At 56.5% G+C, this 20439-nt stretch carries 18 protein-coding genes; 15 read left to right on the forward strand and 3 right to left on the reverse strand.

Features of this window, described 5'->3' with window-relative positions:
- Positions 1-195 precede the first annotated feature (195 nt).
- The 4 genes from ROSMUC_RS18145 (at position 196) to ROSMUC_RS18160 (ending at position 2892) form a co-directional block, all read left to right on the forward strand.
- The gene (locus ROSMUC_RS18145) at positions 196-399 is read left to right on the forward strand and encodes a hypothetical protein (RefSeq protein ID WP_052115445.1); all 204 of its coding nucleotides are present in this window, start codon (positions 196-198) and stop codon (positions 397-399) included.
- A 70-nt stretch (positions 400-469) separates the two neighbouring features.
- Positions 470-1858, forward strand: coding sequence for an adenosylhomocysteinase (ahcY, locus tag ROSMUC_RS18150; protein WP_037275994.1), 1389 nt, complete (start codon positions 470-472; stop codon positions 1856-1858).
- A gap of 27 nt (positions 1859-1885) precedes the next feature.
- Positions 1886-2380, forward strand: a complete 495-nt coding sequence (locus tag ROSMUC_RS18155; protein WP_037275996.1) for a DUF922 domain-containing protein — start codon at positions 1886-1888, stop codon at positions 2378-2380.
- Positions 2381-2550: 170 nt separating this feature from the next.
- Positions 2551-2892 (forward strand): DUF2853 family protein, encoded by a 342-nt coding sequence (locus ROSMUC_RS18160; RefSeq protein WP_037276000.1) that lies wholly within the window; start codon positions 2551-2553, stop codon positions 2890-2892.
- Between the two features lie 60 nt (positions 2893-2952).
- Here the strand turns inward: ROSMUC_RS18160 and ROSMUC_RS18165 are convergent, their stop codons facing one another.
- Positions 2953-3429 carry a MarR family winged helix-turn-helix transcriptional regulator gene (locus tag ROSMUC_RS18165; RefSeq protein WP_037276003.1) on the reverse strand — a complete coding sequence of 159 codons (477 nt, stop codon included), beginning with the start codon at positions 3427-3429 and terminating at the stop codon, positions 2953-2955.
- Positions 3430-3674: 245 nt separating this feature from the next.
- On the opposite strand from ROSMUC_RS18165, the gene ectA reads away from it, so the two are divergent.
- Genes ectA through ROSMUC_RS18185 form a run of 4 tightly spaced genes read left to right on the forward strand, consistent with a single transcriptional unit; the run spans position 3675 to position 7406 of the window.
- The gene (gene ectA, locus ROSMUC_RS18170; RefSeq protein ID WP_037276821.1) at positions 3675-4193 is read left to right on the forward strand and encodes a diaminobutyrate acetyltransferase; all 519 of its coding nucleotides are present in this window, start codon (positions 3675-3677) and stop codon (positions 4191-4193) included.
- A 49-nt stretch (positions 4194-4242) separates the two neighbouring features.
- Complete coding sequence (gene ectB / locus ROSMUC_RS18175) at positions 4243-5535, forward strand: diaminobutyrate--2-oxoglutarate transaminase (protein WP_425442844.1); 1293 nt, start codon at positions 4243-4245, stop codon at positions 5533-5535.
- Positions 5536-5540: 5 nt separating this feature from the next.
- Positions 5541-5933 carry an ectoine synthase gene (locus tag ROSMUC_RS18180; RefSeq protein WP_037276007.1) on the forward strand — a complete coding sequence of 131 codons (393 nt, stop codon included), beginning with the start codon at positions 5541-5543 and terminating at the stop codon, positions 5931-5933.
- A gap of 36 nt (positions 5934-5969) precedes the next feature.
- Positions 5970-7406: an aspartate kinase gene (locus tag ROSMUC_RS18185; RefSeq protein WP_037276009.1), complete on the forward strand. Its 1437-nt coding sequence runs from the start codon at positions 5970-5972 to the stop codon at positions 7404-7406.
- A 213-nt stretch (positions 7407-7619) separates the two neighbouring features.
- On the opposite strand, the gene ROSMUC_RS18190 is transcribed toward ROSMUC_RS18185, so the two are convergent.
- Positions 7620-8549, reverse strand: a complete 930-nt coding sequence (locus ROSMUC_RS18190; protein WP_037276012.1) for an ABC transporter ATP-binding protein — start codon at positions 8547-8549, stop codon at positions 7620-7622.
- Between the two features lie 74 nt (positions 8550-8623).
- On the opposite strand from ROSMUC_RS18190, the gene ROSMUC_RS18195 reads away from it, so the two are divergent.
- Together ROSMUC_RS18195 and polA are read left to right on the forward strand one after the other, a co-directional pair.
- Positions 8624-8803, forward strand: a complete 180-nt coding sequence (locus ROSMUC_RS18195) for a zinc-finger domain-containing protein (protein ID WP_037276823.1) — start codon at positions 8624-8626, stop codon at positions 8801-8803.
- A gap of 79 nt (positions 8804-8882) precedes the next feature.
- Positions 8883-11687: a DNA polymerase I gene (polA, locus tag ROSMUC_RS18200; protein ID WP_037276015.1), complete on the forward strand. Its 2805-nt coding sequence runs from the start codon at positions 8883-8885 to the stop codon at positions 11685-11687.
- Between the two features lie 292 nt (positions 11688-11979).
- On the opposite strand, the gene ROSMUC_RS18205 is transcribed toward polA, so the two are convergent.
- Positions 11980-12996, reverse strand: coding sequence for a hypothetical protein (locus ROSMUC_RS18205; RefSeq protein WP_206018476.1), 1017 nt, complete (start codon positions 12994-12996; stop codon positions 11980-11982).
- Positions 12997-13228: 232 nt separating this feature from the next.
- Between ROSMUC_RS18205 and ROSMUC_RS18210 the strand changes: the two genes are divergently transcribed.
- From ROSMUC_RS18210 to ROSMUC_RS21140, 5 genes are all read left to right on the forward strand, one after another.
- A complete protein-coding gene (locus ROSMUC_RS18210; protein ID WP_037276020.1) occupies positions 13229-14386 on the forward strand; it encodes an NAD-dependent epimerase/dehydratase family protein in 1158 nt (385 codons plus the stop codon).
- Between the two features lie 153 nt (positions 14387-14539).
- The gene (locus ROSMUC_RS18215) at positions 14540-15280 is read left to right on the forward strand and encodes a phosphoadenylyl-sulfate reductase (protein ID WP_037276825.1); all 741 of its coding nucleotides are present in this window, start codon (positions 14540-14542) and stop codon (positions 15278-15280) included.
- Positions 15281-15701: 421 nt separating this feature from the next.
- Entirely contained in the window at positions 15702-16439 is a 738-nt protein-coding gene (locus ROSMUC_RS18220) for a sulfotransferase domain-containing protein (RefSeq protein ID WP_037276022.1), read from the forward strand.
- A gap of 53 nt (positions 16440-16492) precedes the next feature.
- Positions 16493-19798 carry a glycosyltransferase gene (locus tag ROSMUC_RS18225; protein ID WP_052115446.1) on the forward strand — a complete coding sequence of 1102 codons (3306 nt, stop codon included), beginning with the start codon at positions 16493-16495 and terminating at the stop codon, positions 19796-19798.
- Between the two features lie 26 nt (positions 19799-19824).
- Complete coding sequence (locus ROSMUC_RS21140) at positions 19825-20148, forward strand: hypothetical protein (protein ID WP_037276025.1); 324 nt, start codon at positions 19825-19827, stop codon at positions 20146-20148.
- The last annotated feature ends 291 nt before the right edge of the window (positions 20149-20439 follow it).

Consider the following 20439-nt stretch of genomic DNA (forward strand, 5'->3'; position numbering starts at 1 on the left):
CTCGGAGTTTTAGTGTCACGCGATCCTCGACCACCCAGATTGATGGCATGGACACCCGGCGCAGTCATGCGCCAGAGTTGAGGAGAAAGGCCATGTTCAAACGTCTCTGTTCCACCGCTGTCATCTTTGGTGCCGCAGCGCTCGTACCGCTCACCCACGTGCAAACGATGACCTGCCTGCCGCGCGCCGATCTGATTGAACACCTCGAAGCGCTATTGCGAGCATCTGGCAGGCGGCGGCCTGCAAAGTGCGCAACAGTTGCTTGAAATCTGGGCGTCGGATCAGACAGGCGGCTTCACCGTCTTTGTGATCCGGCCTGATGGGTTGAGTTGTGTGATCGCCACGGGCCAGAATTGGCAGGACGCCGCACCAACCCACCCAGAGGGGGTGGCGGGCTAATCGCGCATTGTCCAGAGGGGATGCGAGTGCTATCTGCCTTGCAAATTCATCATGCAAGGAGCCACTCCAGATGGCAAAAGATTACATCGTCAAGGACATCAACCTCGCCGCTTATGGGCGCAAGGAACTGGACATTGCGGAAACCGAAATGCCGGGCTTGATGGCTCTGCGCAAGGAATACGGCGAAGTCAAACCGCTCAAGGGTGCACGGATCGTCGGAAGCCTGCACATGACCATTCAGACGGCCGTGTTGATCGAAACGCTGGTGGATCTGGGCGCAGATGTTCGTTGGGCGTCTTGCAACATTTTTTCGACACAGGATCACGCGGCGGCGGCGATTGCCGCAGGGGGAACCCCGGTTTTTGCGATCAAGGGGCAGAGCCTTGAGGAGCACTGGGATTATCTCGACAAATCCTTCATGTTCGAGGACGGCCCGAACATGATCCTCGACGATGGCGGCGATGCGACGCTCTATGTCCTGCTTGGCGCGCGCGCAGAAGCGGGCGAAGACATCATCCCGGTCCCCGCCTCGGAAGAGGAAGAAGTGATCAAGGCGCAAATCGCCAAGCGGATGAAGGCCAGCCCCGGTTGGTTCACAAAGGTGCGCGATCAGATCAAAGGCGTATCCGAGGAAACCACAACCGGCGTTCATCGTCTCTATGACCTGCACAAGAAGGGGCAACTGCCCTTCCCGGCGATCAACGTCAACGACTCTGTGACCAAGTCGAAATTCGACAACAAATACGGCTGCAAGGAAAGCCTTGTGGACGGTATCCGCCGCGCCACCGACACCATGATGGCAGGCAAGGTTGCCGTCGTCTGTGGCTATGGCGATGTCGGCAAAGGCTCTGCCGCGTCACTGCGCGGCGCCGGTGCGCGTGTGAAAGTCACCGAAGTAGACCCGATTTGCGCCCTTCAGGCGGCGATGGACGGGTTCGAAGTGGTCGTGCTTGAAGACGTGATCGACACTGCCGACATCTTCATCACCACCACCGGCAACAAGGACGTGATCCGCATCGAGCATATGCGCGCGATGAAGGATATGGCGATCGTCGGCAACATCGGCCATTTCGACAACGAAATCCAGGTTGCTGCCCTCAAGAACCACAAGTGGACCAATATCAAGGACCAGGTGGACATGATCGAGATGCCTTCTGGCAACCGGATCATCCTTCTGTCCGAAGGCCGCCTGTTGAACCTCGGCAATGCCACCGGCCACCCGTCGTTCGTGATGTCGGCTTCCTTCACCAATCAGGTGCTGGCGCAGATCGAGCTTTGGACCAAGGGCGACCAATACGGCAACGAGGTCTATGTCCTGCCGAAACATCTTGACGAGAAAGTCGCGCGTTTGCATCTTGATCGCATTGGCGTCAAGCTTACGCAGTTGCGGCAAGATCAGGCGGATTACATCGGCGTTGGCACTGATGGCCCGTTCAAGCCGGAGCATTACCGATATTAACCAAATCAGCTATTGGACAGGAGACCGATGTTGAAGAAGAGCTTTTTTAATGTCGGTGTCCTGGCCCTTGGCCTGACACTCGGCTTGGGTGGCATCTCGGCGGCGCACGCCAAGCCGAAAGTCACCGAAACAATCAAAACCTACCCGGTTTCGGCCACCTCGCTTGCAGGATTGGCGCAGGAAATGGATAAAAAAGGCCCCAAGAGCTATTGGGCCTATACCACGTGGTATGTGAAGTGGACTGGCGACTGTAAATTGAGCGTCACGGTCGACATCATCCTGCCAAAGCACAAAAACCCCTCTAAAATGCCCGCAGACGTTCGTAAGAAATTCGATAGCATGCTGGCAGCACTGACCGAGCATGAACGGCAGCACGGGCGTCATGGTATTGCGGCCGCCGAAGAGATCGAGCGCGCCGGGTGCGCGGGCGGCGACGCAATCATCAAGAAATACAACGCCGTCGACATAAAATTCGACAAGACCACCGACCATGGCCGAAAGAAGGGTGTAACGCTCAACTAGGGTCTTCTTCGTGGTCGATCGCTGCTTTGACAGGGTTTTCGCCCAAGGGGAGGATTAGGGAAGATTTCCCTTTGTCTTCGAAAAATCCCCGGCTATCGTGCCCGAAGCGTCATTTGTGGGGCTTGGTAAAACGATGGGCCGGTCTTTTGCCGGAAAATGGGAGAGAAGTGATGGGAAAGCGTGACGACCTGATCGCGAAATACGCGGATGATCTGCGGAATAAATGCGGGATGGAACCGGATATGGATCTGCTGACCAAGGTGACGATTGGCTGCGGTCCGGCGATTTACAATGCCGATGCCTCGACAGTTGCGGGCAGCCAACCGGCAGAGCTTGAGACGGTCAAGACGAATTTTCTCGTCAAGAAACTGGGGCTGGCCGACAGCCCGGCGCTGATGGATGCGATCAATCAGGTGATCGAGACGTATGGCAAATCCGAGCGCAACAAATATCGTGCTGTGATCTATTACATGCTGACCAAGCATTTCGGCAAGGAAGCCGCGTATCGCTAAGACGATGATCCAACCAGATATCAGAGCGCCCGCCCCCCGGCGGGTGTTCTTGTTTCTGGTTCAGGAATGGGTGCGGAAATCGCCAGTATCAAGCACCGGGGCCGCATCTATATCCTCAGCGTCAAGCAGGGTGGCGACCCGCTCAAGAGACGCCACAAGCTGCGCCTGTTCCCAATCCGCAAGCGCCTCGAACTTGCGCACATAACGCTGCTGAAGCGCGTCAGGCGCACGGCGGATGGTCTCATGACCTGCATCGGTGATCACGATATTGGTCTGGCGGCGGTCGGTCTGCGACTTTTCCCGCGTCACCATCCCGTGTTTCACCAGTTTGTCCACCAGGGCCGTAATGGTCGCCTGAGACACGCGCATCTGGTGCGCGATGTGGGTTGCGGTGCAACTGCCCCGTTCAGCCACGATCTGTAGCACGCGGAATTGCACCGCCGTCAGCCCCGCAGCGGTAGCGAGCTTGCGCCCATAAATTTCAGTTGCGCGCAGGATGCGACGCAGGGCGATCAAGCTTTGGTCTGTGCGGTCCATCCGAGCCCCTCTTGTAATGGCTGTAATGGTCGCAAAGCTGTCGCTCAATTGCAATTTCATTCCTCCTGAGAAACTAATTTAGTTCGCTAATTAAATATATAGTGCAGTTAGGGCAAGAAATTAAGGGTTTTTATGAAAAAACCACTGTAAACTCTATTTTGATCGGAAAGGTTGATTTATGAGCGGTCTTGTTATATTTAGCTAAGCGAAGCAAATAGAGAGGTCACTCAGCGATGCGACATGCGATGGAAATGTTTCGGAAAGCTCTGCCAACCCTACGCAAGCCCTCGTCCGAGGATGGCGCGGCTATCTGGGAGCTGATTCAGGCCTGCAAGCCGCTCGATGAGAATTCGATGTATTGCAACCTGATCCAGTGCGATCATTTCCGCGACACCTGCATCGTGGCCGAGTTGGACGGCGAGATTGTCGGCTGGGTGTCAGGCTATATCCTGCCCGATGACCCCGAGACGTTCTTTGTCTGGCAAGTGGCCGTGTCGGAGAAGGCGCGGGGCACCGGCCTTGGTACGCTGATGCTGCGCGGGCTGCTGTCGCGTGACATCTGCAAGGATGTGACCCGGGTACAAACCACGATTACCCGCGACAACGCCGCAAGCTGGGCGCTTTTCCGCAAGTTCAGCGACCTGAACGACGGCGAATTGTCGAGCACGCCGTATTTCTCCAAGTCGCTGCATTTCAACGATCTGCACGATACCGAATACATGGTCACCATCGCCATGAAAGAGCGGATGAAGAAGGCGGCCTGATCCTCAGGCCCCTGCCCGTCCAATTCCCAATCACATGAAGGAACACGTTATGACGACTGACATGTCAGCCGACCTGGAAATTTTTGCCCGCCGCGAGAGCGAGGCACGCAGTTATTGCCGCAGCTTTCCGACCGCCTTTGTCAAGGCGCAGGGGTCCGAGATGACCGATGCGCAGGGCAACACTTATATCGACTTTCTCGCCGGGTGCTCGTCGCTCAACTACGGGCACAATGACCCGGACATGAAGGCAGCTCTGATCGAGCACATCACGGCCGATGGGGTCACCCATGGTCTCGACATGCACACAGGCGCCAAGGCCGATTTCCTGCGCGCGTTCGAAGACATCATCCTGAAACCGCGCGGCATGGATTACAAGGTGATGATGACCGGGCCCACAGGCACCAACGCGGTTGAGGCCGCGATGAAACTGGCGCGCAAGGTCACGGGGCGGCGCAATATCGTTGCCTTTACCAACGGGTTTCACGGCATGACCATGGGTGCGCTCAGCTGCACCGGCAACGCAGGCAAGCGCGCGGGCGCGGGTAGCGGATCGCTCTGCGGCACCACGCACATGCCTTACGAGGGGGCCTTTGGGCCGGACGTGGACAGCCTGCGCATCATCGAGGAAATGCTGGGCAATCCGTCGAGCGGCGTCGATGCGCCGGCCGCCTTCATCATCGAGCCGGTGCAGGGCGAGGGCGGGCTGAATGCCGCCTCCACCGCCTTCATGCAGGGGGTCGCCCGGCTCGCCAAAGAGCATGGCGCGCTGCTGATCGTCGATGACATCCAGGCCGGGTGCGGGCGCACTGGCACTTTCTTCAGCTTTGAAGAGATGGGCATCGAGCCGGATCTTATCCCGATGGCCAAGAGCTTTTCTGGGATGGGCCTGCCGTTTGCCGCGCTGCTGATCAAGCCCGAGCATGACATCTGGGGCCCGGCCGAGCATAACGGCACGTTCCGTGGTAACACCCATGCCTTTGTCACGGCGCGTGTGGCGATCGAAAAATTCTGGGCGGATGATGCGTTCCAGAAATCCATCGCCGCCAAGTCGGAAATCCTGCGCGACGCACTCATGCGGATTGCCGATGCTATTCCCGGCTCCTCCCTCAAGGGGCGCGGCATGATGCAGGGGGTCGATGTGGGCTGTGGCACGCTCGCTGCGGCGATTTGCGCCCGCGCCTTTGAAAAGGGGCTCATCATCGAGACCTCGGGCGCCCATGACGAGGTGGTCAAGGTGCTGGCCGCGCTGACAACGCCTGAAGCGACCCTGAAAAAGGGCTTGGACATCCTCGAAGCGGCGGCGCGTGAGGTGACACAAACACATAAACTTGCAGCGGAGTGACAGCAATGATTGTCAGAGACTTTAACAAGATCATCAAAGACGAACGCGAGCGCGTCGTGTCGGACGCGCAATGGTCGAGCGTGCGGATGCTTCTGGCCGACGACGGGATGGGGTTTTCTTTCCACATCACGTTCCTTGAGCCGGGTTCGGAACATACGTTCGAATACAAGAACCACTTTGAGAGCGTCTATTGCATGCAGGGCAAAGGCTCGATCACCGATATCGCCACGGGCGAAACGCACGAGATCAAGCCGGGCGTGATGTATGCGCTCGACAAGCATGATCGCCACATTCTGCGCGCCGAAGAAGAGCTGGTCATGGCCTGCTGCTTCAACCCGCCGGTGACAGGCAAAGAGGTGCATCAGGCCGATGGCTCTTACGCGCTGGAAAGCGCCTGACAAGAGGGTCCGGGCAGCAGCCCGGATAAGAGGAATATGACTTTTCCAGATCACACCGTCGAAAAGATCGGCGGCACATCGATGAGCCGTGTAAACGAGCTTCTCGACACGCTCTTTATCGGGAGCCGCGAGGGCGGCGCGCTCTATCACCGTATCTTCGTGGTCTCGGCCTTTGGCGGGATCACCAACAAGCTGCTGGAGCACAAGAAATCCGGCACACCGGGGGTCTATGCGCGCTTTGCCAACGGGGATGACGATCACGGCTGGCTGGACGCGCTGACCGAGGTGGGCGCGGCGATGCGCGAAGCGCATCGCGACATCCTCGACAATCCCGGCGACCGCAGCATGGCGGACGAATTCGTGCGCGAGCGGATCGAAGGCGCGCGCTCGTGCCTCTTCGATCTGCAACGGCTGTGCTCCTACGGTCATTTCCGCCTGAGCGATCACATGCTGGTCATCCGCGAATTGTTGTCCGGTCTGGGCGAATCCCATTCGGCCTTTGTCACCACGCTCCTGTTACAGCGGGCTGGCGTGAATGCGCGGTTCATCGACCTCAGCGGTTGGCGCGACGAGAGCGAGCACAGCCTGTCCGAACGCATCGCGGCAGGCCTACAAGACGTGGACCTGTCCAGCGAAATGCCGATTGTCACCGGCTATGCCCAATGCACCGAAGGGCTCATGCGCGAATTCGACCGGGGCTATTCCGAGGTGACATTCGCCACTATCGCTGCCTACACGAGCGCGAAAGAGGCGATCATCCACAAGGAATTCCACCTGTCCTCTGCCGATCCCAAGCTGGTGGGCGAAGAGGCGGTGCGCAAGCTGGGCCATACCAATTATGACGTGGCGGATCAGCTCTCGAATCTCGGGATGGAGGCGATCCATCCCAAGGCGGCCAAGACGCTGCGTCAGGCGGATGTGGCGCTGCGGGTGACGAATGCCTTTGATCCCGGCGATCCGGGAACGCTGATCGACGATCAGCCGACCGATACCCCAAGTGTCGAGATCGTGACTGGCCTCAAAGTCGTGGCGCTGGAACTCTTCGAACAGGATATGGTGGGCGTCAAAGGCTATGACGCGGCCATTCTCGAGGCGCTCAAGCGGCACAATGTCTGGATCGTGTCCAAGACTTCGAACGCCAATACGATCACCCACTATGTTCAGGCATCGCTCAAGGTTGTCCGGCGCGTGGCGCGGGATTTGGAAGAGATTTACCCCTCGGCCAAGGTCTCGGCCCGCACGCTATCGCTCGTGTCGCCCATCGGGCGTGATCTGAGCGGACTGCGCGTGCTGAGCCGGGGTCTCGCGGCGCTGGAAGAGGCGGGCATCGAGGTGATCGCCGCGCATCAGACTCCGCGCAGCGTGGATGTCCAATTCGTCCTTGCCGCAAATGAGATGGAGGCAGGCATCACCGCGCTGCACCGGGTTCTGATCGAAAGCACGGTGGCGCAACTCCCTAGAAAGGCCGCCTGAGCGCGGCCGATTCACCGGGTGCGCTGAGCACAATTTGAAATGAATGCGCGGCAGTCTCTGTTTGGAGAGGCCGCGCATTTCGCGTATGGTGGGATTGTTCGGGCCAGTATGGCCGAGACCTGATCAAGTTACACGTGTGGTGCGTAGGGAGCACGTGGGGAACGGAGGGTGTCGGCATCTGCTGGCATTCTCCGTTTGGGTCTTTCACAGGCGCTATCTGCTCCGCGTCAGCTCCAGGAACACATCCTGCAAATCCGCCTGTTCGGTTTTCACGTCGCGGATGGTGATTCCGGCTGCATGAACGGCAGCAAGCACCTCTTCGGCAGAGGTGGCACCCGATTTATAGGTGATGACCAGCGCCCCGTCGCCGCGCTTGGTCACGCTCAACCCTTCAGCTTGCGGCAGGGTTGCGGCTGGCGTGTCCGGCTGAATGATCATCGTCTTGGCATCCAGCCTGCCCAAGAGATTGGCGGTGCTGTCGCGCGCCACGACCTCGCCCAGATTGATGATCGCGATCTCGTCACACATTTCCTCGGCCTCTTCGAGGTAATGGGTGGTGAGAATGATGGTCATGCCCTGCTGGTTCAGCCGCCGCACATTTTCCCACAGCATCTGACGCAATTCGATGTCAACGCCGGCGGTCGGTTCGTCCAGCACGAGGATATGCGGATGATGCACCAACGCCTTGCCCAGCAAAAGCCTGCGCCGCATGCCGCCCGACAGCGTGCGCGCATAGGCCTCGGCCTTGTCCTCTAGCCCGATAAGGCGCAGAATTTCGTCGCTGCGCCGTTCGCGCCGGGGCACGCCGTAAAGCCCCGCCTGCACTTCGAGCGCGCCGCGTGGGGTAAAGAACGGATCGAGGTTCAATTCCTGTGGCATCACCCCAATGGATGCTCGGCTCTGACGCGGGTTGCGATCCTGATCGAAGCCCCAGATCGTCACCTGCCCCGCGGTTTTGACCACCAAGCCCGCCAGAATATTGATCAGTGTCGATTTGCCCGCGCCATTCGGCCCCAACAGGCCAAAAACGGACCCCTGCGGCACGTCAAGGTCGATCCCTTTGAGCGCCTGTTTGGCCGGGCTGTTGCGCCCCCCGCCATAAGTCTTGGTCAATCCGCGGATTTCAATGGCATTGGACGCCATGCTGCTCTTGCCCCTCGGCTTGTGTTCACTCATATTCGCACCTAGTGGAAAGCACGGCAAAAGGAAACGCCCCGATGGTAACGCAGGCACCGGAAACCCGCATTGTGGACAGCTACCGCGTCGCCTGCGACGGGGGCGAGGGTGCCTTGGGCCACCCCCGCGTCTGGCTTCAAATCCCGCATGAGACGGGCTTTGTCGAATGTCCCTATTGTGATGCCAAGCTCGTCCACAAGGACTTTGAAGGCAAAGTCTAAGCCTTCGACCAAGCGCCCGGATCGGGCGTTGGAATTTGAGTATTTTCGCCAAGAAGAAGCCTGATCGGGAGGGCAATCCATGTCATTCGGAAAAGGCTGTCACCTGCATCTGATCGACGGATCGTCGTTCATTTTCCGCGCCTATCATGCGCTGCCACCGCTCACCCGCAAATCCGACGGGCTGCCTATCGGGGCGGTGTCTGGCTTTTGCAACATGCTGCAACGCTATGTCGAGGGCAACAACGGCCATGACGCGCCCACGCATGTCGCCGTCATCTTTGACAAGGGCAGCCATACGTTTCGCAACGATCTCTACCCCGACTACAAGGCCAACCGAGAGGCGATGCCCGAGGATCTGCGCCCGCAGATTCCGCTGACGCGCGAGGCCACGCGCGCCTTCAACATCGCCTGCGAGGAAAAAGAGGGCTATGAGGCCGATGACATCATCGCCACGCTCGCCTGTCAGGCGCGCGACCTGGGTGGACGGGTCACGATCATCAGTTCAGACAAGGATCTGATGCAGCTTGTCGGCGACGGGGTCGAGATGCTGGATGCGATGAAGAACCGGCGCATTGATGTCGAGGGCGTGCGCGAGAAGTTCGGCGTGGCCCCGGACCGGGTGGTCGATGTGCAAGCCTTGGCCGGGGACAGCGTTGACAATGTGCCCGGTGCGCCGGGGATCGGGATCAAGACGGCAGCGCTCTTGATCAACGAGTTCGGCTCGCTCGAGGCGCTGCTCGACCGCGCCGAAGAAATCAAACAGCCCAAGCGGCGCGATACACTTATTGAGAAGCGCGCGCAGATCGAGATGTCCAAGCGCCTGGTGCAGCTGGATTGCAAGACACCGCTCGACTTTACGCTCGACGATCTCGAGGTGCGCGATCCGGATCCCGAGGTCTTGCTGGGTTTTCTGGCGCAGATGGAGTTTCGCACCCTGTCGAAGCGTATCGCCGAGGCCTTGGGCAAAGAGGCTCCGACCATTCCCGAGCCTGTCGCGCGGCCCTCGGATGCCACGCCAGAGCAAACAGCCGATTGGCCCGCGATAGAGCCCGATAAATACCACTGTGTTTCGGATCGTGCCGCGCTGGACGCCTGGATCGCCACCATCCGCGCCCAAGGCTATGTGGCCTTCGATACCGAGACCACCTCGCTCAACGAGATGCAGGCCGATCTGGTCGGGATTTCACTGGCCACGGCACCGGGCCGCGCCTGTTACATCCCGCTGGCGCACAAGGACGGGACGGCGGATGATCTTTTTGGTTCGGACAAGCGGGCCGAGGGGCAATTGTCGCTTGAAGAGGCTCTGAACGCCCTCAAATCCGTGCTCGAGGATGACGCCATCCTCAAGATCGGGCAGAACATGAAATATGACGCCAAGATCCTGGCAGCCCATGGCATCACCGTGGCCCCCATCGACGACACCATGCTGATGTCCTACGCGCTGCATGCCGGTCTGCATGGGCATAGCATGGACACACTCTCGGAGCGCTATCTGAGCCATAGTCCGATTCCGATCAAATCCCTGCTGGGCAGCGGCAAATTGGCTGTCACCTTTGACCGCGTGCCGGTCGCGGAGGCGGTCAATTATGCCGCCGAGGATGCGGATATCACCCTGCGCCTCTGGCTGACGTTCAAGCCGCAATTGCACCGTGCCCAGGTCACCACTGTCTATGAGACGCTGGAGCGTCCGTTGGTGCCGGTGCTAGCGCGGATGGAGAGGCACGGCGTCTTGGTCGATCGCGACACGCTGCGCGCCATGTCAGGCAAGTTCGCGCAAAAAATGGCCGCGCTCGAATCCGAGATTCACGAATTGGCGGGGCGCAGCTTCAACGTCGGATCACCCAAACAGTTGGGTGAGATTCTCTTTGACGAAATGGGTTTACCGGGCGGAGAGAAGGGCAAGACAGGCGCCTATGCCACCGGTGCCGACGTGCTGGAGGATCTGGCAACCGAGCATAATCTGCCGGCGCGCGTGCTGGACTGGCGGCAGTTGAGCAAGCTCAAGTCCACCTACACAGACGCGCTTCAGGATCATATCGACCCGGACACGGGCCGTGTGCACACCTCTTATCTGCAAACCGGGGCCAGCACGGGACGGTTTTCCTCATCCGATCCCAATCTGCAAAATATCCCCGTGCGCAGCGAAGAAGGGCGCCGTATCCGAGAGGCTTTTGTCGCCGCGTCCGGTAACCGTCTTGTCAGTCTCGACTATAGCCAGATCGAGCTTCGAATTCTGGCGCATATCGCAGGAATAGAGACACTCAAGCAAGCGTTCCGGGACGGGCATGACATTCACGCGATGACCGCGTCAGAAATGTTCAACGTGCCGCTCGACCAGATGACGCCCGAGATCAGGCGTCAGGCCAAGGCGATCAATTTCGGGGTGATCTATGGCATCTCCGGCTTTGGTCTTGCGCGCAATCTGCGCATTCCCAGAGGCGAGGCGCAGGGATTCATCGACCGCTACTTTGAACGGTTTCCGGGCATCAAGGATTACATGGACGCCACCATCGCCTTTGCCAAGGATCACGGCTATGTCCAGACTCTGTTCGGGCGGAAAATCCACACGCCCGAGATTGCCGCCAAGGGCCCGCGCGCCGGCTTCGCCCGCCGCGCCGCGATCAATGCGCCGATTCAGGGAACGGCGGCGGACATCATCCGCCGCGCCATGATCCGCATGCCCGAAGCGATCGAGGGGCTGCCTTGCAAGATGCTGTTGCAGGTTCATGACGAATTGATTTTCGAAGTGGCCGAGGACAGCGTAGATCGCTTGATCGACGTCGCGCGTGCCGTGATGCAAGGGGCCGCGGACCCGGCGGTGCATCTCGATGTGCCCCTAGTGGTGGATGCGGGCCATGGCAAGAATTGGGCCGAGGCGCATTAAAACTGCGCTTTAATGCCGAGAATCAGGTAATTTTCCGACAGAAGCAATCCGCAAGAGGATAGCGGAGCTCAGGCGAGGCTGCTTGCTCTATGCCCCAAAGGCGGTGTTCGTCGTCATGTTCGATCCGGGGGCAATGACCATTGTATGTCGCAATGTTTGCCATAAATTCACCGCCACTTGGTGTGCCCGGTTTCGATCCATTTCCGCTTTCGTGAAGACTCGGAAAGGGTGAATGTTTTCCGATTTTTTCCTGAATTTGCGTGAAACGCTCCACCAAACGCAAAGGAGCACGCTACCGCCTAAAAAGTCTAATGATAGCGCGCGCGGGAGCGGTTATACGCCATGAGGTCGAAGTGTAGACTGATTGGAGTGCATAAGTCAGTTCTTCTACGCGGCGCTGATACTCCGTCTCAAGATCTTGTTTCGCGCTCTCGATTACCCGCATTTCCAACACAGCATTCTGGTGATCACGGTCTAAGGCAAGAAGGGCAGCTTCGAGATCGACTACCTGCTCCTGCAACTTGGAGCCAATATGTTTTTCATTCTCTAGTTCGGTATGAAGTTCTTCTACTTGGCCTTGCGACTCCGGGCACCGTTCCGACAGCGTCGCCAATTCTTGAAGGTCTGCCTCAAGCCGAATTATGGTTTCCTGAGCCTGGCGCTCTGATATGAGTTGAGCGCTCAATGCCGACGCTAGAGCTTCTAGAGCTTCAGTATTGTCAGGCGTGTCAATAAACCCGCCACGGGTTGCAGCCTTTAGCTCTTCGGCCAACTCCCGAGTGGTAATATCCAAATCCAGTAGAAGTGCAGCTAGAGGTTCAAAGGTCTTGGCTCGTGCGGACCAATTCTGACACTTGGGCAGGGCTGTAGATTTTACTGCCTCGCCAAATGCCGCTTTCGCCTCAAGGTTGGGATTCTCCTCGTCGGGCGCTTCGAAAAAACTCATCCGGCGGCGGTACTTTCGCTGAAGTTGCAGCAAACTTGCTACGACCTTAGTCCAACCAGTCAAAGCATCAGCCGTGCTTGCACTGGCGCTTAGCTCTGCCCCCAGAGCCTGAACCGGTGGCCGATAAAGTACTGACAGGTTTGAATCAGGCTTTTCCCGCAGAATAGAAGCCGCTTCGGATACGGTACAAGCGATTAACTTATCAGGTGTTCCAGTACTGGCAAAAATGCAAAAGCCATATCTGGACAAAGTGTCTTCGTTGTTGAGGAACGATGTCCAGTTTTTGTCCATGGTGTTGCCTACTCTCTTCGTTTGGGTGTCAAAGCCTAGTTCGGTGTATTGCTTTCTTTTATGAAGCAGCAAGACTATCTGGCGCAATGAGCGTTTCGGATGGTTGCCTCTCGAACTCCGACTCGTGCCTTGGACTTGTCGACCGCAAGTATCAAAACTGCGATCACTTTTGCAGCCATTCGGTCTGCGTAGATAAAATCTAGCGCCAGCCTGTACGGCAGTTGCATTTAATTTATCGCTTTTGCTTTTAGCGTCGACTTGCTAATGCCCGTCCAAGACGGCAGTTGCAAAAAGGGAAATTGACATGAAAGTGATCATTCTGGGCGGGGACGGATTTTGTGGCTGGCCCAATGCATTGTATCTCTCCAACCGAGGGCATGATGTAATAATTGTCGACAATTTATCGCGTCGGAACATTGATGTTGAGCTAGAGGTCGAAAGCCTCACCCCGATTCGCCCTATTGGGGAACGGATTCGTGTCTGGAAAGAGTTGACCGGCAAGGAAATCAAATTTCATAACTTCACAGTAGGCGAGAATTATCATCGACTCCTGACGCTATTCAAAGAAGAACAGCCCGATGCGGTAATCCATTTCGCTGAACAGCGCGCGGCACCCTACTCGATGAAATCGAGTTATCATAAACGGTACACCGTCAACAATAATCTCAATGCCACCAATGACGTGTTGGCCGCAATCGTGGAATCCGATCTGGATATTCATCTTGTGCACTTGGGCACTATGGGCGTCTATGGCTACGGCACCGCCGGCATGAAGATCCCCGAGGGTTATCTCAAGGTCAAGATCGACACGCCCGAGGGCGAGGCTGAGCAGGAAATACTGTATCCGACCAACCCCGGCTCTATTTACCACATGACCAAGTCGCAGGATCAACTGTTCTTTCACTTCTACAACAAAAATGACCAGGTCAAAATCACCGATTTGCACCAGGGAATTGTCTGGGGCACCCAGACAGCAGAAACACGGATGGATGAGCGGCTGATCAACCGGTTCGATTATGACGGAGATTATGGCACTGTTTTGAACCGGTTCATTATGCAGGCAGCTGTGGAATATCCGATGACAGTACATGGCACAGGTGGACAGACCCGTGCGTTCATACACATTCAGGATACGTGCCGCTGCATCGAACTTGCGCTGGAGAATCCTCCGCAAAAGGGAGAGCGCGTGAACATCCTCAACCAGATGACCGAGACCCACAGGGTGCGCGATCTGGCGCAGATGATTCACGACATGATGGGTGCCGAGATCGCATACCTTGAGAATCCCCGTAATGAGGCGGCAGAAAACGATCTGCATGTGGCCAATGACCGCTTTCTCGGTATGGGTCTGGAGCCAATCAAACTCTCCGAAGGCGTGATGGACGAGGTACGTGAGATTGCGCAGAAGTATGCCGATCGGTGCGACAAGACTAAGATCCCTTGTGTGTCGCTCTGGCGCTAACCGATAGACTGAAGACCCAGATTGCCCAGTTTTTGGGCAATCTACACCCACCAAGACCGTGGACCCAGTTTAAGATTGATCCTGCTGCACTGCGGCAATATCAACGATTTCGATCAGATGAGGAATCTGTCCCCGCATCGGCAGGGAGAACCAATGGTACCTTTGGAGACCACAGCCAGGCTGGAAATGCGCAAGCGTGCGCAAGAGTTGACTACCAGGCATGAGGGGCTGAGAGCCGAACAGGTTCTGAAGGAGGTCATCCGCCGGGACTTCCCAGGCCGGATCGGGCTTGTGTCCTCATTCGGCGCAGAGGCAGCAGTGCTCTTACACATGGTGGCGCGGATCGATCCCTATGTGCCGGTGATATTTCTAAACACTTGGAAGCATTTTCCTGAGACGCTTGACTATCGTGACCGGCTGATTGCCGATCTAGGTCTGTGCAACATCCAGACTGTACTACCGCGTCCCGACAGCCTGCGAGCCGAGGACCCCGATGGCACATTGTACGTGCGCAATGCCGACCTGTGCTGCCATGTGCGCAAGACACTGCCGATGATTAAGGCGCTGCGCGGTCTCGATTGCTGGATCACTGGGCGCAAGCGGGGACAGGCCGTAACTCGCTCCGACATGGAGCTCTTCGAAACACAAGACCGCTGGATCAAGGTAAATCCACTGATCGACTGGACGCTCGACGATGTGGCCGCCTATTTCGCGGCCCATTCCCTGCCTGAACACCCGCTCAAGGCGCAGGGCTATCCGTCGATCGGATGTGCGCCCTGCACCCGTGCGGTGCGTCCCGGCGAGGATGCGCGCTCAGGGCGTTGGGCTGACAGCGACAAGACCGAATGCGGCATCCATTTCGAGAATGGCAAAATCGTCAGGAGACCGGTATAATCCGCAGCGATTGACACCAGAGCGTACCGAACTGGATCAGTTTGCGAGGATCAGGCCAGAAGCCGGAAAAATCTGCCTTCGGGCGGCACAGGGCTGTGGTTCTGATCAAGGTTACGCGGACTCTGAGTCAGAGTGTGGCATCTCGCGGGGGCGCAGCTCATACTGAAGGCCGCGTCGGCAACAAAACTGGCATCTATAACCGTTTCTGGAGCTGAATAGTTGAACTCAGTCAATGCTTTGGTTAAGCAACGTGACTAGCCTAGCACTCAAACCTAGATTCCAAAAATCATGCGACGGAATGTTGACAACACGAGACATTCCAGCATTTTGCGAAAGCATTCGTGAATAAATACGCTGTATGATCAAGCGGTTAATGCTTGTGAACGCCGACATCTAGAGCAACCTGAAGACAGGAAGAAATATGGCCGACAAAAGCATCATCAGCACGTCCATGCACAAGGCTGGCAGCACGATCGCCGACAGTATAATCATGGATATCCTCGCCGCAAAGGGCATGGAACTCGATCGTATCGCTCTTCAGGTGCCGGCATCGACATTGTCTGAGGCTGAAATTTTCAAGAACTACCAAACTCAGATGAAGGAAACCGGTGTCTATTACGGCATTGCACGTGGGCCATATGTGTCGGACATGCCTATTCTGGACAAGTTGAAAGTCATTGTCCAAGTACGTGATCCGCGTGATTGCCTGACCTCAGCGTATTTTTCGTTCAAGAAATCTCATGTTCCTCCGAAAGACCCTGAAAAACTTAAGCAGTTCATGGAGCGCCGCAAAAAACTCGAGACGCTCGACATAAACCAGTACGCGCTACAAGAGTCGGGCGGGTACAAGACTCGCTTGCGTATTCTTCGGGAACTCGTGCGGCGGCATGACGATGTATTGGTTCTGAAATATGAGGATATGGTCGAGCGGACGGAGCAGTGGCTTGAACAAATCGCGAAATTCGTAGGGCAGCCGATAACACTTGCATTACGGGATAAACTCGCTGGCAAAATCGATTTCGCCGTCGACCAAGAGGACATCTCCAAACACAAGCGTCAGGTTTCTCCGGGCGATCACAAACGCAAGCTATCTGAGAAGACCATTCGCCAGATTTCTGACAAGATGGCTGATGAGATGGCGTTTTTCGGATACGTTTGAAGCGGTCGAAGTCGGATTCTTTATGATTTTGAACGATTTTATCAGAGGTCTTGATGTCAACATCAAAAGCATTTGTCGGCCGCCACACCCGCTATCCTGACCTGACTGGTAAGCGTCAGGCTGAGGGAGGAAAGCGCCTTCAAGGCGAATTCCCAGAAGGGCGGGAAGGCACGCCGCTGGTGACAATCATCACCGTATGCTGGAATTCGGCTAAGACGATCGAACAGGCCTTCCAATCAGTCCGCAATCAGACCTATTCCAACATCGAGTATGTAGTGGTCGACGGAGGATCATCCGATGGCACGGTCGCTCTTCTGAAAGCCCATGAAGACCTGATCGACTACTACGTCTCAGAACCGGACAAAGGCCTATATTTCGCTATGAACAAAGGGCTGGAGCTGGCCCGGGGCGATTACATCCTGTTTCTGAATTCCGACGACTGGTATGAACTGGAAACCGTAGAAAAGCTGGTTCAAGCCCATCAGGATAGTGGTTCCGATTTCGTTTCGGCCTTGGCCAACTACGTTGATGGCAACGGGCACTTCATCCGGGTGCAAGCACCATCGCCCTTCGATGCCGGGGTGGATTTCCGTATGCCCCTGCGTCATGAAACAATGCTGGTACCGGCATGGCTGTATGACGAATTTGGCCCCTATGACACATCCTATAGGGTGATTGCAGACCGGGTTTATACAGCGGGATTGTTCTGGAAGGGATACTCCCACTCTCTCTTATCCGAACCGCTGCTGAACTTTTCGATGGAAGGCGTGTCGAGCGTCAACCTCGACCAACTTTATGAAGAGCGCGAGCGGGCACTGCGCGACCGTTACCCCAGCATGTCGGTGATGGCGATGCGTGACCTCACGGATCTCGAGCGGGTTTCGCCCGAGCGTCTGTGCGAAATTTCGCGCAATTATCGCAACCCGGAATTTCGCGCCGCCGCCACTGCCTATGCGTTGGATCGCGAGGCACAGGGCCACAAAGCCTGGCAGGACATAGATCTCAATGCCTTCTCCCCTACGCTGAAGCCCCGCTCGGTCAATAATCAAGCCTCGGCCGCCGAGCGCCGCGCCACTGACAGAAGACCCATCCCGACTGTCAGTGTGATTCTGCCGATCTACAACGCTCAAGAGACGTTGAGCGACTGCCTCAATAGCTTACTTGCCCAGACCCTTTCGGATATTGAGATCATCTGTATTGATGATGCCTCGCCGGACGGATCGGCTGCAGTCCTCGCCGATTATGCGCGTCGGGATAACCGCATCAGAATCCGCCGCAACGAAATTAACGTGGGCCTAGGGTCGACACGCAATCGGGGCATCGCTCTGGCCCGTGGAACGTACATCTTTCATATCGATCCAGACGATGTGATTCCGCCCGATGCGCTAAAGTCACTGGTTGAGCAGGCAGACAAAGATGGCGCCGACATGGTGCGGGGTGCTTTCATGCACGAACAGCTGTTGCTTGGGCAAGCATCCAAAGCCGTGCGCAAAGGGATTGATCCATCCGAAAGCCCTATCGTCAACACTTCCTTGGCCGCTCATCCAGACCTGCTGAAGTCGACTGAAGGGCACTGGTCGTATATTTACCGCACCAGTTTCGCAAAACGGGTGTTCTACCCTGAAGATTTGAAAATGGGGCAGGACAGTATTTTTCTTGTTCAGGCCCTCTGCCGAGCGCGAAAAGTCAGCGTGATCGCAGATGTCGTTTATAAGTATCGTGCAAATCCCAATAGTGCGATGAACGTGTTCAATTTTCGTAAATACCTTGACGAGATTGAGTGGCGGTATCGCGCTTGGACAGAACTGGTGGATAAGGGACACAGATCCCTCGGCGAACATCTGCTTTGCAACTATTGGAACATGAGGTTTTTCGAAACCCTGGATAGCCGGTTTGACGCCACGCAGAAATGCGATTTCTTCCGCCGCCTCGCCTATACGTTTCAGGCTGCGGGAAATGGAGACCTTTCGAAAACCCGCAACTCAGCCCTTAGCTCATACTTCAAAGAGCGTCTGAACCATTTTGCTAAGATACCAGCGCGACAGAAGAAAACCGCCCAGATTAATGATACCTTGCGTATCGCCGTTCTCTCATCCAGCGACCATGGCGGTGCCGGTCTGGCTTGTTTGCGCAGCGTTGAAGCGCTACGGGCAAGGGGACATGAGGTGACGCTATACACTGTCTTTCCCCGCAAGAATGCGCCTTATATCTGGCGTGTGCCGATCAAAAGTGCTCATCATGCCATGGGTATCGAGGAAGAAACCCTTCGCAGTTCTTGGCGACGCATGGGTGTATTGAACCGGCAGGAAGAACCCGCTCTTTCCGCACGAGAGCTATTTTCGAAAACTGGCAGCGTCGTCGACCCCACCGCTCTAGGAGCCGTGATCGCCAATGCCGATATCGTGCATCTTCACTGGGTAGTGGGAATGCTCGACTATGATCGGATTGCCGAGTTGCTACGGGACAAACCCGTGGTCTGGACTTTACACGACATGAACTCGATCACCGGCGGATGTCATTATTCAGAAGGCTGTACGGGCTATGAAAAGGAATGCGACAACTGTCCACTTTTGACGGGACCCAGTGATCTACCACATAAGGCTTGGAAGAAAAAACAGCAGGCATTCGCAAAAATAAAGTCGCTGGATGTAATCTGTCCGTCTGAGTGGCTGGCAGGATGTGTGCGGCAATCATCGTTGTTGGGGAATCGGCAAGTCCATGTCATTCCTAACCTTTTCCCGTCAGATGACTTTGAGCCCATTAATAAGATAGTCGCACGTCGCACCCTTGGGCTGCCCCTGAATAAAAAGCTGATCGTTTTCGGCGCTGATAGTCTGGACAACCGACGCAAGGGTGGAGACATCCTGCGCGCGAGCCTGAAGCATCTGCGTGTAATGCCTAGAATGGCGGACGTAGAAGTCGTGTTTTTTGGGGGTAGCCAGCTAGACCTTGATATGCCAGTTCATAGCATGGGCTATGTCAATGATCCACACCGCCTATCACTGATCTATGCTGCAGCAGATGTGTTTGCTTTCCCATCGCGCGAAGACAACGCGCCGCAGACCCTTATCGAAGCCATGATGTCAGGCACCACCGCAGTAGCCTTCCCGGTTGGAAACGTCATCGAACTAATTAAGCATAAAGACACCGGATATATCGCGCGCTACGAAGATGCCGAAGATTTTGCCAAAGGTCTGGTCTGGGCACTTGCAGCCCCGCGCTCGCAGGAGGCGCTTGCGCGTGGCTTGCGCAGCCACCTCGTGGCACGTACGCACAACGATCCTGCCACCGCAGTTGCCCGTCATCTTCGCCTCTACCAAGAGATTTTGGAGAGCACACAACAGCCCCCAGGGGCCTGACCACTATTCTAAAGAGGACTGTGGTTATGAAAATTGCCATTCTTGGCGCGTCTGTCAGCGCGCAAACCATAACACACAACACTGGCGAGGTCACCGGCTACGCAGAGGTGATGCGCCGCGAACATACGGGTGCACTCGGGACCTGCGTGATTAAACAGTTCACTTATCCTGGTAACCGTCTGTCTGATGGTGGATTGCTGCGATTATCCTTCGGTTCAGGTTGGCTCAGCAACCCGACCCTACCGAAAAACCCGATGGCCACCGATAGCTACACCACGACTTGGGACGTCACCGATCTTGTTACCATCGACATGGGCCAGCGCACGCTCGATAGCAAAGGGGTTCCATAGGCCACTTTCATTGGCCAAGGTCAAGAATGTGGCGCGGAAACCGTACGCCGCCATCGCATGACCATCGTAAGCGCTTTGCGCGACCTCGTAGAGAGCCATTGACTATGTCGAAAATAACCGAGGAAGACCCCGCTGTCGTCTGACCTACACCGCCCGGAATCGCGCGCCTGCGCTAGGCCAGCACGTCGTGTTCGGCCTACTCCATGATGTAGTGAGTTTCGGTAACTTGGGCCGGATTTGATGACCTTGAAAGAGCGCTCGATAGCCTCGACCGGCAACAACCAAGCCTAC

Origin of the sequence: Roseovarius mucosus DSM 17069, assembly GCF_000768555.3 — a bacterium.
Taxonomy (GTDB): domain Bacteria; phylum Pseudomonadota; class Alphaproteobacteria; order Rhodobacterales; family Rhodobacteraceae; genus Roseovarius; species Roseovarius mucosus.

Excerpts from the sequence above, each read along its gene's own strand:
- ahcY (WP_037275994.1), top strand. The coding sequence starts at position 470 with ATGGCAAAAGATTACATCGTCAAGGACATCAACCTCGCCGCTTATGGG.
- ROSMUC_RS18155 (WP_037275996.1), top strand. The coding sequence starts at position 1,886 with ATGTTGAAGAAGAGCTTTTTTAATGTCGGTGTCCTGGCCCTTGGCCTG.
- ROSMUC_RS18160 (WP_037276000.1), top strand. The coding sequence starts at position 2,551 with ATGGGAAAGCGTGACGACCTGATCGCGAAATACGCGGATGATCTGCGG.
- ROSMUC_RS18165 (WP_037276003.1), bottom strand. The coding sequence starts at position 3,429 with ATGGACCGCACAGACCAAAGCTTGATCGCCCTGCGTCGCATCCTGCGC.
- ectA (WP_037276821.1), top strand. The coding sequence starts at position 3,675 with ATGGAAATGTTTCGGAAAGCTCTGCCAACCCTACGCAAGCCCTCGTCC.
- ectB (WP_425442844.1), top strand. The coding sequence starts at position 4,243 with ATGACGACTGACATGTCAGCCGACCTGGAAATTTTTGCCCGCCGCGAG.
- ROSMUC_RS18180 (WP_037276007.1), top strand. The coding sequence starts at position 5,541 with ATGATTGTCAGAGACTTTAACAAGATCATCAAAGACGAACGCGAGCGC.
- ROSMUC_RS18185 (WP_037276009.1), top strand. The coding sequence starts at position 5,970 with ATGACTTTTCCAGATCACACCGTCGAAAAGATCGGCGGCACATCGATG.
- ROSMUC_RS18190 (WP_037276012.1), bottom strand. The coding sequence starts at position 8,549 with ATGGCGTCCAATGCCATTGAAATCCGCGGATTGACCAAGACTTATGGC.
- ROSMUC_RS18195 (WP_037276823.1), top strand. The coding sequence starts at position 8,624 with ATGGTAACGCAGGCACCGGAAACCCGCATTGTGGACAGCTACCGCGTC.
- polA (WP_037276015.1), top strand. The coding sequence starts at position 8,883 with ATGTCATTCGGAAAAGGCTGTCACCTGCATCTGATCGACGGATCGTCG.
- ROSMUC_RS18210 (WP_037276020.1), top strand. The coding sequence starts at position 13,229 with ATGAAAGTGATCATTCTGGGCGGGGACGGATTTTGTGGCTGGCCCAAT.
- ROSMUC_RS18215 (WP_037276825.1), top strand. The coding sequence starts at position 14,540 with ATGGTACCTTTGGAGACCACAGCCAGGCTGGAAATGCGCAAGCGTGCG.
- ROSMUC_RS18220 (WP_037276022.1), top strand. The coding sequence starts at position 15,702 with ATGGCCGACAAAAGCATCATCAGCACGTCCATGCACAAGGCTGGCAGC.
- ROSMUC_RS18225 (WP_052115446.1), top strand. The coding sequence starts at position 16,493 with ATGTCAACATCAAAAGCATTTGTCGGCCGCCACACCCGCTATCCTGAC.
- ROSMUC_RS21140 (WP_037276025.1), top strand. The coding sequence starts at position 19,825 with ATGAAAATTGCCATTCTTGGCGCGTCTGTCAGCGCGCAAACCATAACA.